The sequence below is a fragment of the Picosynechococcus sp. PCC 73109 genome, assembly GCF_001521855.1.
Lineage (GTDB): Bacteria > Cyanobacteriota > Cyanobacteriia > Cyanobacteriales > MRBY01 > MRBY01.
This window is the reverse complement of record NZ_CP014003.1, coordinates 13,373-26,640: the sequence shown is the minus strand read 5'-3', so window position 1 is coordinate 26,640 and position 13,268 is coordinate 13,373. Positions and strand designations below refer to the sequence as shown.

The 13,268-nt window shown below is 46.1% G+C and carries 4 protein-coding genes and 2 pseudogenes; 2 read left to right on the top strand and 4 right to left on the bottom strand.

All coding sequences use genetic code 11. The features are described from left to right. Window positions 1-84: 84 nt before the first annotated feature. Window positions 85-950, top strand: a pseudogene (locus tag AWQ23_RS15905) (IS4 family transposase); the annotation flags it as partial. Continuing rightward, window positions 947-1,273 (top strand): annotated as a pseudogene (locus AWQ23_RS15005) (recombinase family protein); the annotation flags it as partial. The pseudogenes AWQ23_RS15905 and AWQ23_RS15005, both read left to right, overlap by 4 nt. Before the next feature lie 174 nt (window positions 1,274-1,447). Here the strand turns inward: AWQ23_RS15005 and AWQ23_RS15000 are convergent. From AWQ23_RS15000 to AWQ23_RS14985, 4 genes are all read right to left on the bottom strand, one after another. Next, window positions 1,448-3,127, bottom strand: a complete 1,680-nt coding sequence (locus tag AWQ23_RS15000) for an HlyD family efflux transporter periplasmic adaptor subunit (RefSeq protein ID WP_071884971.1) — start codon at window positions 3,125-3,127, stop codon at window positions 1,448-1,450. A gap of 69 nt (window positions 3,128-3,196) precedes the next feature. Continuing rightward, window positions 3,197-6,226: a peptidase domain-containing ABC transporter gene (locus AWQ23_RS14995; RefSeq protein ID WP_062436958.1), complete on the bottom strand. Its 3,030-nt coding sequence runs from the start codon at window positions 6,224-6,226 to the stop codon at window positions 3,197-3,199. Window positions 6,227-6,294: 68 nt separating this feature from the next. After that, window positions 6,295-7,029, bottom strand: coding sequence for a peptidylprolyl isomerase (locus tag AWQ23_RS14990; RefSeq protein ID WP_062436956.1), 735 nt, complete (start codon window positions 7,027-7,029; stop codon window positions 6,295-6,297). Between the two features lie 577 nt (window positions 7,030-7,606). Then, a complete protein-coding gene (locus AWQ23_RS14985; protein WP_062436954.1) occupies window positions 7,607-12,664 on the bottom strand; it encodes an ExeM/NucH family extracellular endonuclease in 5,058 nt (1,685 codons plus the stop codon). Between the last annotated feature and the right edge of the window lie 604 nt (window positions 12,665-13,268).

Sequence of the window (13,268 nt, the reverse complement as noted above, 5' to 3'; positions counted from 1 at the left end):
ATATCTCAGTACGGGACAAAAAGCTTGAAAAGAATAGAAAGAGAGAGGGTTTGATAGAAATAAGCACAAATCAATTAACCCTTCATGAATCAGATTAGCGAAATTCGCCGCCAATTGCGACCTCATCTCGGATGGCATGGAGCCAGACTGTCATTTATCGCCCTCTTCCTGATAGCACTGTTCCGGGCCAAAACCGTCAATCTCGCTGAACTTGCCACCGTTTGGGGAGGCAATGCAGCAGAAGAATTTAACTACAAACGCATGCAGAAATTCTTTCAGTCCTTTGACGTCAACATGGACAAAAGCGCCAGGATGGTGATGAACAGTGCAGCTATCCCGCAATCTTGAGTTTTAAGCATCGACCGCACTAACTGATCCTTTGGGGCAACGGATTTCAATATCTTGATATTTTGTTTTATCCATGAAGGTATTGGCTATCCGCTGATGTGAAAAATGTTGGAGAAAAAGAAAGGAAACAGTAACAGTATGGATTTGCTTGAACGCTTTGAAGTTCTATTTCTCGATATTGAGATTGCCTATCTCACGAGAGACCGGGAGTTTATTGGCAAACCCTGGCTGTCGTATCTGATGCTGGATAAACCAATCTCCCTTTCGTCTGCGCATACGTCAGATAGAAAAGATAAGGAGCGAAACAGGTGCGACAAGAATGCTGCCAGGAAAACGGTGGGGGTGGAGTCGTCAAGTCTATGTCATGGGCACTCGTCTCGACTCGAAACGAAGAGCTAGTAACAATGAGGATGAGTTTCTGATTATCATCACCACCCATGATCCTCAAAATGCTTTAACAGATTACCGTCGTCGCTGGGGAATTGAAACCCTGTTTGGGGCTCTTAAGGCCCGTGGCTTTTGCTTGGAATCGACTCATTTTACCGATAAGGTGCGTTTTGGCCATTGGCTTTGTCTGGGCCATGAAGGAGGGTTTATGGCGACTATTAGTACGACAACTCCTGCGGGAAAATTGGTCTTTGGCATCTTTGGCATCTTTGCATCGTTGGCTGAGTTTGAGCGGGATTTGATTCGAGAAGGTACCATTGCGGATTTGGCGGCAGCTCGCGCTCGAGGACGCAAAGGCGGACGCAAGTTTGAACTTTCCAAGGCTCAGGTACGTTTGGCTCAAGGGGCTATGGCACAGCGAGATACGATCGTTGCGGCTTTATGTCAGGAGTTGAGTATCGCTCGAACAACTCTCTATCGCTATGTTTCACCTAAAAGTGTACTCAGAGATGATGGGTTGCGAGTTCTTAACTCTTAACATACGATTTTTTTCTTTTCATGAGCTTATAGTCAATCACTGGATTTCCTATGTAACAAAGCTTTCAGATATTTACATAATCCTTAGCGTATGATTGGTTTTTTCCGTTCCATGGTGCGACCCTAGGTAGACTTAAAAATAAAGACAATTGTAACTAAAGTTTTTTTAGCTCAGTTACCGTAGCTGTTTGAAATCATCAACGCGCTTGTTAAATAGATTTGTCAGCAAACTCAATACCGAGCGCTTTTCTTGAATTTTGATATTGACGCTCACAGACATGCCGGATTGTAAGGGCAGCCCATCCAGGCTTTGCTCCTCTAAAGAGATACCCACGGGGAAACGGTAGTAAGGATAAATCTCATCAGGCGGTAAGGCATCGGAACCAACACTGATGACCTCCCCTTCAATGTCACCAAATTTGCTGAACGGAAATGAATCAATTCGAATATCAGCACTAACTGGCCGGGTAGTCTTTTGTTTTGCTTGGAAACGCTCCAGGACAAAGCCGATATCACGGTTCGTGACAAATACTTCAGCCACCAGAGCATCATCGGGGACAATTTTGAGCAGTGGCTCAGCCTGACCAGCACGGGGAACAAAACGAGGACTAGCTTGGAGATCAAAGACAGTCCCTGCAATGGGAGCTGTCACCCCTTGATATTTGAGGGTTTCGTTGACTTGGGCCAGTTGACTCTCAACTTCTGATAGACGCTTGCTGTTTTCAACAATCATTTTGTTGAGTTCACTATCAATGGCGGCTAGGCGTTGTTGAGCCCCATCCACTTGCTCCCGTTGGGAGCGCTCAACAGACGATTCGGCATTGGTGAGCTCTGCATTGGCTTGACGAATATCGAGTTGTAGCCGTTGTTCTTCCCTGAGGAGTTGATCGATTTCGGCACGGCGATTATCGATTTGCTGCTGTTGTTGTTTACGCTCAATTTCACCACTAGAATGCTGTTCAATCAGCTGGGCTTGCCGATCGCCGACCTGCTGTCTTTGGCGCTCAATTTGTAGAGCTGGGATAGCTCCGGCCAGTTCAGGGTTCTGCACGCGATTTAAAATTTTAGTTTCAATGTCTAGGCTTTCTTTTGCTTGGGTTAAGGTCTGCTGGTTGCGATCGCGAATATCCGCAAGCACCTGTTGATCGATGGCGAGTTGTGTTCGAGCATTAGCCAGTTGTGATCTCGTTTGGGCTAACCGTTGCTGTAATTGCTCTAATTCGAGTTGGGATGCCATCACACGTGATTGGGTCTCCCGTTGGGCCGCCGATACCCGGGCCGCTTGGCTAGCACTGAGAGGACTGTTATTTTCACCAATCTGGGCCCGGAGTACTTGGGTTTCACTGATCAAACTAAGACGATTGAGTGCCAAAGCCCTCACCTCTGGTGGTAGATCTATACGGATGAGCTGCTGTTGTAAAGCCTGGATATTGGCAGTATTACTGAGGATGGCACGGTAAAGTTGATTTTCTTGGAGTAAAGATTGCTTGATCGCTGAGAGAGATTTTTGACTAGCGGCGGCGGCGTCAGAATCAAAGGTTAATAACAATTCGCCTGCTTCGACCTGATCACCATCTTCTACAAAAACTTCTTTAACAACACCATTGATGGGCGCTTGAATCTCCTGAACGGTTTTTTGGGGCTGCAGCTGACCGGTTGCAGTGACAACCTGCTCAATTTTAGCGATCGCCGCCCAAGCGACAGTGGAAACAGTGACCCCAAGGATCACCCAGATAATAGTGCGGGAGAGGGTCGGAGATTGGCGCAACACCACAGGCTGATCAAAGTCAGGTTGCTCGGTTGCCTTGCGGATAGCATCTTCAGAAAAATTGGAGTTAGAAGTAGTTTGGGTCATGGGTTTAGCGATCGCCTTTGCAAAAGATCAACAATAAAGAATCGAAATAAATCAGAGAAATTAGGCAAATTAAGCCTCACTGCGGGACTGCTGCTGATAAAGGCTGTAATATCGCCCCCGCATTGCCATTAACTCGTCGTGGGTTCCCTGTTCCGCCACACAGCCCTCGTGCATTAGTACAATCACATCAGCATCCTTAATCGTGTCGAGGCGGTGAGTGATAAAAAATACCGTCGTATCGTGAAATGCTGTCTTGAGGTTATTGCATACCTCCCGCTCCGTTAAATAATCGAGGGCGCTGGTGGCTTCGTCCAACACCAAAATCTGGGGACGCTGTAACACCGAGCGGGCGATCGCAATCCGTTGTTTTTGTCCCCCAGAGAGTGCCGCCCCCCGTTCCCCCACCTGCGTGTTATAGCCATTGGGCAGAGCTTCCATAATGAAATTGTGGGCGGCCGCCACCCGTGCCGCGTATTCAATTTCCGCTGGTTCCGCCTCCGGATTTGTCAGGGCAATATTTTCCTGAATGGTTCCCTCAAACAACAGCGTTTCTTGGGGCACAACCCCCACCTGCCGCCGCAATGAGTACAACTCCACCTTATTCACATCGTAGCCATCGATTAAAATTCGCCCCGCTTCCGGTTCATACAGTCGCGAAAGCAATTTTGTTAAGGTACTTTTTCCCGCACCACTCTGCCCCACCACCGCCACAAAGGTTCCCGCCGGAAAATACAAATTCACATTATTCAGGTTTAACGCCCCATGCTTTTTAAAGCGGAAACTGACATTTTCATAGGTCACTGCCCCTTTAATCAGCGGCATCGGAATATTCTCGCGGTCTTCCTCGCCCTCTTGGGAATGATCGACAATATCGGCTAACCGTTCAAGGGAGATGGAGGTTTCTTGGAAATTCTGCCAAAGTTGGGTGAGTCGTAAAATCGGCGAAGTCACATATCCGGCAATAATCCGAAAGGCGATCAATTGTCCGAGGGTCAACACATCCGGTCCTTCTAATACCAGCGATGTCCCATACCACAGCACCAACAACCCCGACAGTTTATTCAAAAAATTACTCACGGAACTGGATGCCGTTGAAGTAATCACCGTGTTAAAACCCGCCGACACATACCGGGCATATTTTTCCTGCCATTTCCAGCGCGATCGCAGTTCGATGTTTTGAGCTTTTACCGTCTGCACCCCAGTCATTACCTCCACTAAATAGGATTGACTCCGGGCATTTTTCTCGGCTTTTTCCCGCAGTTGCCGCCGAATGATCGGGGAGAAAATCAAGGTCGCCACAATAAAAATAGGGATCACGCTGAGGGCAACCGCCGCTAATTTGCCGTGGTAGTAAAACATCACGACAATATAGACCACGGAAAAAATGGCATCGAGAACAACTGTTAAGGCTGTGCCTGTTAAAAATTGTCTAATTTGCTCTAATTCCCCAACTCTAGTGGAAATTTCCCCGACAGGTCGTTTTTCAAAATATTTCAAAGGTAAACGGAACAGATGATCGATAATTTCGGAACCTAAACTCATATCAATACGGTTAGTGGTATCGACAAAAAGATAGGTTCTTAAACTACTTAAAACTGCTTCAAAGACAGCTAAAATCAACAACAATGCGCCATATACTTGCAGGGTATCACCACTTTGTTGAACGATGACTTTATCAATGATTTGCTGAATAATCAGGGGGTTCGCTAGGGCAAAAAGTTGTACTAAAAAAGAAGCCACTAAAACTTCAATTAAAATCCATTTATATTTTTTAATGGCGGGAATAAACCAACTAAAATCAAAGCGTTCTTCGGGGGTATATTTGCCTTTTTGCAGTAATACAACTTCGACTAAACCATTTTTATCACCCCATCCTTCTATAAAGTCTTGGGGGTTGCGTTTGACTAAGCCCATATTGGGCATTGCCACGGTAATTTGGCGATCGCCCACTTCATAGACCACGGCTAAACTGTCGCGCCATTTCACCATCAGGGGCACAGTGAGACGGGTAACGGTTTTGGTCGGGATTTTCACCAGTTGGGCATTGAGTCCCATCAGCTCGGCGATCGCCCCACAATTGGGCAACGACAAAACATCATAGCGTTTGAATTGTTCGTCCACAACGCGGCGGATAATGTCGCCCTTAAAGCGCATTTTGTAGTATTGCGCCAACATCTGAAAGCAGGCGATCGCCCCTTCTTTTTCCGTTTTTGCTTTGATGAATGGATAGGTTTTGGGGTTTGTTTCGTCCGGAGTCTCCGGTGCCAAGCCCACAATCTCCACGGGGGCGTAGGGGATCTCTTCCTCTGGCTCTTGTCCATTGTCAAAGGGATCAGGCAACAATTCCACTGGCGGCGGCGGTTCCGGCTCTGGCTGTAAATCTTCGAGTAAATGTGTCCATGCCGATTCGGGAAATCCCACCAAACGGGCGGGCTGAATCCCTTTCACTTCAATGGTTTGCAGCTTTTCTAACTGGAGGCGATCGCCGGGCCCATAACCGAGCAAAGTTCCACCACCACTAAAGAACCATATCTTGCCTAATTCTAGAGAGCTCACTTCCGGACTGGTCGAATCATAGGAGCCCGCGGCTAACTGATACACTTCCGCTTGGGCCGATGCCCCATGGATAATCTCTTTGAGGTTGCCATTGACCTTGGCCTGTTGCGCACAATAATCACTGAGCAAATCAAAAGCTTCTACCATCGAGCAGTGTTCGCTCAATGCTTGATGGAGTTCCGGCGATTGACTAAGTAACGCTAAAAATTCCTGGCTTGTCAAAGTCAAACAAATCACTTCCGTGGAGGCGATCGCCGTTTCACAGGCAACCCCCCGCGCCGCATTCACCCACCCAATTACGCCCCCTTTCTGCAACAAACCCAGGGTCATCGGTGCTTGATTGCGTGGATCATATCCCAGTAAACGCACTTGACCCTGATAAACAATCGACACCTGATGCAACAATTTACCCCGCTGTAAAATCGGTTGTCCCATACGATAGCGAAACGGAGTTGATTTTCCATTTAGCTGTGTCAGCAATTCCAGTGATAACTGATTAAAAGGTGAGGTTTGACTTAAAAATTCTAGATAAGGCAGTTTCATGCGAGACAAAATAGGGCAAAATAATTAAGTTTTAGAACAAGAAAAAAGACATTTAAATTAATGTATCGCTATTCTAAATATTGAATGGTCAGTTGATTTTTAACGGATTCCCTTAACCATTTTTCAAATTGTTCATTTATGAGTCGTTGCCGCATCAATTCATCTAATTGAGCCGGCAGAAACTCTTCTAGGCGCAGCACCACATACCACTCACCAATCTTCATCGGTGCTTTTAACGCTCCGGGCTGGGCATTTTTCAAAACTGCGGTAATTTGGGGGTGGGGCGTACTCATTTCCACGGGACCAACCAATCCCCCTGTTTGCGCCTCTGCTCCCTGGGAATATTGTCCGGCAAGGGGAGCAAATGCTGTCGCATCATCCAGAATTCGAAAGTACAGTTCTTGGGCAATCCCAGCATCCTGGGTGCGAATTAACGAATAAATCATTCGATCTAACTGATCTTTTCGTTCCATAAAATAAGCTTCTATATTATTTCCCCACCTAACTTGTTTAAGCTTTTCAATTTTTAGGGGGCGAGTTGCGATCGCCGATAATTGTTCTGGCTGTAAACCATTATTCTGCAACCAAATTTGTAATTGACTTTCTGACTTTAGTTGTAATTTATTTACAAACTGTTGGATTGCAATCTGGATATCTTCGGGGTTATATTCTATTTCCTCTAAGCTAGTAATTTCTTGATCAAGAATGATTTCTCTAGCTAACTGGGGCAATAATTGGTATTGGACAAGTAACCTAATTAAATCATCTTGTTCCAGGTTTTGTTCTCTAATTCGAATTCTCATGAACGAGTTTCCTTGATGAAATAGTATCTGTAGTGAAAATCAGTCAAAATAATTGAAGCATTTTATTAATTTAATTTGTCTATTATTTTTAAAGTTTTTTTCCAAAATAACGCCAAATTTTTGGTCTAAAAGATTTATGCTAAATTAAAAAAAATTATAGGCTAGCTCAGTCTATTTAATCAGGAGCTTTTGAAGGTGCAATATATAGTTTTTATGCTGAATAGTGGGGCGTGTTTTTTCTTTGAATTTTCTCCTCTAGATACAAGTAAAGGGGGTGAATAAGGATGAAATAACTTTATTCATTAAGGCCAAAGACAGTAGAGTTTCAGGTGTTTTATCAGTTTTTATAAGACCTATTTAAGAATAGAGAATCTCTCCAGAGATTTCGTACAAAACTTAAAAGACTTGGGCAGGATTTATGTCAGCAATCACGCTTCAAAACTTTCAAGAAGGTTCGAGAATGAATCAAAAATGCGTTGACTCCGTTATTGCGTTTGGGTAAACAGTGCCTGACTAATAAGTAAGTTCCAGGGAGGACAGATACTGTTCATCCCTGGAACTTTAATTCAGGGTTAACTTATGCAAAAACCTCGCTTTCAAAACCACTGAGCTGTGCACCGGTAAAGATGCCCAGTAGATCACTGGGACTGGCCGACATCATAGTGTTAGTAGATGTGTCAGCCAACTGAACTTCGTTAACGCTTAAGTTGCCTAAGACAATACGGTCAATGCCGAGTTCAAAGTCAGTGATGATATTAACGCCTGCCCCGGAGTTGAGGACAAAGGTTCCTAGACCCTTGCCACCCGTGAGAATGTCATCACCTATGCCACCATTCAGGATGCCGTTGCCGCGATCGCCGCGCAGGATGTCATCATCACTCCGGCCGTACCCGGAATCGTCACCGCCCAAGGCGTTCATCACATCATCCGAGCTATTGCGGCCCCACATCTGGTTATCCAGGTTATTTAAGGAAGTGGTGTTGTTGCGATTCCCCAGGATACGCTGCCGTAAATTTGTGTTGAAGATATCAAAGCTATCTTCAAAACCTTCTTCATCACTGAAGAGGATGTTGCCCAGATTCACATTGTTGCCAAATGGCCCCAAAACTCTTTGAAAAATAGAGGAAATTAAATTTATCGCTCTAAAGATAACCTGGCCATTAGTAGATTCACCAAGTACACTATCATCACGGAAGTTGAGGTTTTGGATACGCTCATCCAGAGTACGGCCTACATCCTCTTGAGCAAATGCTGTTTCTGGAGTACTGAAGTTATCTAGCAAATACTCAGCTAGAGCATCCTGTTCAGTTCCATCTGCTGCGAAGGTGGCATCCCCGGTTAGCTGATTGTCGTCTTGACCATCGCCATCAAGGTCAGTGAGATCAACTCGGTTGACTGAGTCACCTGTGGGAAATGGATAGCCATCACCACCACTTGCTAAAAAGTTGAGGGTGACAATACGGAAGGTCTGATTAGCATCGCCTACAATTTCGCCATCGCGCACCAGTTCAGCGATAAGGTCATCGTTTTCATCAAAGATGCCAGCACTAATGATGCGATCGCCTTCAGCCAGGTCTGGGTCATAGGAAAACTTAACGCCAGAGATTTGAGGGAATTGACCCGCAACACCAGGAATGAGACTTACACCATGCTCAAGCACCGCCACTAATTCAGCTTTTGTCAGGGTCAGCAAGGTCAAGCCATTGTTAAAGGCCAGAGCCGCTTGGATGTCGTTCTGGCTAATGCCACCTTCAGGCTTAACAACGTTACCGTCACTGTCAACCACTGCTTCGTTAGGCAAACGAACGGCTTCAGTACCGCCAGCAGGGACAACAACTTGCCCAATGGAAGCGCGGATACCGCCACCATTTTTGATGGATACAACTACTTCGGAATCGAATTCTTTGGCGATCGCCAAGTTTGCATCAGCAGTCAAGTTACCCAGGTTGGTTTCCTGTGTCCGCACCCCGTCTGTTTCTTCAGGCGTGTCAAGACCAGAGCGATTGCCGTTGAGGAAGACATCAGAGATACCGAAAACATTGCTTTCAGTAGCAAGAATTTGAGCTTCGATCGCGTTCACAATTTCTTGAATCTCAGGGTCAACCAGATTCTCAGCGTTGAGGTCGGCTACACCTTGAGCATCAGTCGCATAAGCCCCAGATACTGTTGGGTCGTAGCTTTCAGGGATAATGTTACCGTCAGCATCAAAGTCAATCACCAAGCGGCCTACATATTTGTAACTGCCATCTGTGTTGACCAGTGCAGTCTTGGTTCCACCTGCGTTGTCGATAAACTCAGGATAGTCACCTTGATTACTATCCCCTGCACGAGGACGATCGTTCTCATCAAACAGGCGAGTATTGGAACCGCCGCCAACGATGATATCAACGTTAACCAACCGCTCTGCCAAAGCACGCTCAATGTTGAGCTGTTGCATATGAGACAACAGTACAACCTTGTTCATGTCGGGATTTGCAGCCAACAAAGCATCAACCTCAGCCTGAATTTCTGCGGCCAAAGCATCCAACTGTGCTGGAGTAGGATTTAAGTCAAAATCAGATGGGAAAATGCCCACATCACCAGAGTTCGAGATTTTGTCCAGGGTTGGTGTGGTCGCACCCACGACACCAATATCCTCACCATTGACATCAATCACTGTGGAAGAAGTAACAACGTTGGCTTGAGGAGCCTGACCACCTGCAACAGCTAAAGGAGCCAAATTTGCATCGGTGGAGAAGTCTAAGTTAGCGGATAGATAGGGGAAGTTAGCCCCAGTGAAATCTTCACCCAAGATCCTTCCCGGAGCAGAGCCGTCAATTAAGCTAGCTAGGGTTTCGGTACCGAAGTCGAATTCATGGTTACCGAGGGCGATCGCCTGGAAACCCAATTCATTTTGGATTTGGATATCAGCAATACCCCCAGAACCAAAAGCAGCTGCAGAAGCATCAAAGAACAAGCCAGGAATGAATGCATCACCGGAGGACAACGTTAAGGTGTTATCGACAATGCCGTCATTACCCAGGTCTTGAGCACGGAGCGCATTCAAGACGGCGGAGAAGTTGGGAATATCCTGAACTGCAGCGGCGCCAGCTTCCTGATCAGCTGCATGGAGCAACTCTAGGGTGAAAACTTCAGGCTCTGATGACAGATCCAGGCCGATGATTAATGGATCGTGGTCAGACGAGCGAAATGGATTTGCTCCAAACAGCCCATCAATTTGCGCCTGAGGCTTGAAGTTGGTGTTGTAATCAAATGCAGAAGCTTCATCGGCGTTGATGTGCCATTCGGCGGCATCCACGACCTGAGATGCAAGAGATTCATTCGCCAATGCATAATCCAAGGCACCAAACGCTTGAACTTGGGGACTCGTTTCCAAATCTAGTGGGAAACCAAAGGAGTAGATGCTTTCACCGTCAGGAAGGAATTTTTCAATCGTATCCACATAACCTTCATCTAGCAGATATTGGATGGGATCTTCCATTCCATAGGCGTTGAGGTCACCCAGAATCAGGAAGTCGCTGTCACCGGAACCGGTGGGATCAGTATCTAACCAAGCATTTACTGCGATCGCTGCTTGCAGACGGGCCTCATTATTGTTGCCAGTGCCGTCACCCGTCCCGGCATTATTCCCAAAGGGACTTACTGAGCCTTTGGACTTAAAGTGGTTGTTGACTGCCGTGAAGGTTTCCCCGGTCGCTAACTCTTCAAAAGTGACAGCGATAGGATTCCGGCTAGTGCCAGAGCCATCAAATACGGGGTTACCTGGGTCAACACCGAGCCCTGCGAGATCACTATCAGAAAGAACTGCGACTGTCGTACCTTCAGCAATGCCGACCGTATTTGCGTTGTAAATGAAACCCACCGCGATCGCATCTGTTCCTACATAGTCCGTACCGGGATCCACATACTGATAGTTCGCCCCCGGAATCACTGCATTCAAGGCATCAGCTAGAAAGCCAATCGCAAACTCACCGTCACCATTGACATCGCCAAACTCGTTTTCGAGTTCGACTAGACCAAAGACATCTGCTTCAATCTCCGCTAGCGCTGAGACTAACTTGGCCACCTGGCGATCAAACTCTTCCTGGTTATCAGCACCCCGGGGATCGAGGCCGTCGGGTCCAGACGTCAAGTTTTCATCGCCCAGTGAGGTAAAGAAGTTCAAGACATTAAAGGATGCGACCTTAAGGCTACCGCCAACATCTGGAGCTTCGGTCGGACGAGGGTTAGTGTTAACAAACTCCACGGTATCAACGGGATTGATGCGATAGATTTCGTCACCAGAGCCTCCGGAACCGCGACTAAACCGCACTACCCCAGTGAGACCAGTCACTGTGTCGCCCACATTCAAATCGTCATTCGCATCCAGTTGTCCTGCCGCATCTCCTGGTTCAGAGGGAATCTCGAACGGAATCATTGCCGGATTTTGAGCAGTACTGCCATCATCCAAAATCACCGTGTTGCGTACGCCCAGGTCTTGGTAAGCTTGGAAACCGTCAACGCTGGGCATATTAGTCTGGGTATAAGTTTCCAATCGGCCATCGGCGTAGAGGCCGATATCGCCGAAACGACCCAGTGTAAAGAGGTCGGACACGGTCAATTCCTGAGGAATGGTGACCAACATACCTTCATAGGCTTCCAGATCCGCAATCAGGGCACCGTCACTGTTGGTCACTGTCTCCGCGACCGGAAATGTCAACGTGGCTGGAGTCACCTGGTTGCTATTGTCACTGTCATTGATGACTTCGACTGTCACTCCTGAAAGTTGAGTTTCTCCGAAGAACTCATTCACTGTACCTGTCACGCGAACAATATCACCAACGTTCACATCTACAATCGGACTGTTGCCGTCAAAGATAAACAGTCCTTCCGAAGTAGCCGCATCCCCGTCAGCGTCAGCATCTTCTTCTTGTACAAAGAAGCCATTGAAATCACCGTTTGTACCCGCATCGCCATCTTGAAAATCGCCGACCACTACGGCTTCAATGGTGACCAGTTCGCCTTCCAGGGGACTCACGTCACCATTTCCTTGAATCGTGCTGATCAGGGTCAAGGGAGAAGGATCATCATCGCTAATACTACTTACACTAAAAGCATTTGCAGGCAGTATTTGTCTCGTGCTGTCATTTCCAGACCAGTTAGATTTATTGCTAATGGCTGCAAGTAATTCTGCTTTGGTTCCAGTCGTGATTCCTGTGTAAATGGCGTTATCAATTTCGTCTAAAGCAACTGCAGTTTCGCCATTGACCAATCCTGTAGGTAGAGCAGACGTATTGGAGTTAGTAGAATCAGATTGCCAAACACCAGGATTACCTTCGCTGTTGAGAGCGTAAATAAACGTAGGGCTGCTTGCATCTCCTTGGTAAGCAATAATTTGGTCACCAGAAGCTGAGAACGAAATACCACTAACAACAGGATTAATAATTGTCCCAGCATCAACATCTGTGAGTGCAGTCCAGGTAAACGTACCTTCATTGGATCTGAATGTACCAGCCGCTTGCCAGCCGTTATCAGTAAAGTTAATCTCTGTGCCAGCTCCCAGATCAATTAAAGGGACAAAAGCAAATTCGTCAGGGTTATCAAAATTAAAACCGATGATAGCAATATCACCTGCGGACAAAATCGTAGCCGTCACGTTAAATTCTCCCTTTGAATTTGAATTAAGTTAAATCGGGTAAATCGGAAATGTTTTGTTAATTTGAGAAAAGCCATGATTAATGAAAAATCCTCATGCATCATTGCATTTGTTAATTTGCAAGTCTGAGGGAATCGCCTCACAATACAAGGACTTCAAAGTTGCATGCCGATTCTTCTAATCACTCATCTGCCAAAATGTTCATCGAAGTTAGGAGGTAGTTTTAGGTATCCTAAATTCGACGATTATATTTGGGGTCAATATGATCTATGCTGATGAAACTAATAACATCGAGCTCTCAAAAAATGCCGCTAATAGAAGCGGTTCGAAATAGTGACGCTATCTTTCGTACCATCAACATTGTTCAAATTGACACCTAAATTGAAATTTTGCCTTAAAGAAAGCTACAGATTTTGAGCTGAGTTAGGTTTAGTTGTCATACACTTTAAAAACTTATCCAACAAAATAATCTCCTAGTTTCCTAAAGAAACAGTAAAGCCTGCCTTAAATCTTGGAGAAAATACGCGGAAATCCCAGGAAAATACTTAGGTTTTCTCAGCGACTGCTTATAAGGTAAAGATAAAGAGACAGGATGTCTTGCTTC

Coding starts and splice junctions, on each gene's coding strand:
- AWQ23_RS14995 (WP_062436958.1), bottom strand. CDS start 6,226: ATGAAACTGCCTTATCTAGAATTTTTAAGTCAAACCTCACCTTTTAAT.
- AWQ23_RS14990 (WP_062436956.1), bottom strand. CDS start 7,029: ATGAGAATTCGAATTAGAGAACAAAACCTGGAACAAGATGATTTAATT.
- AWQ23_RS15000 (WP_071884971.1), bottom strand. CDS start 3,127: ATGACCCAAACTACTTCTAACTCCAATTTTTCTGAAGATGCTATCCGC.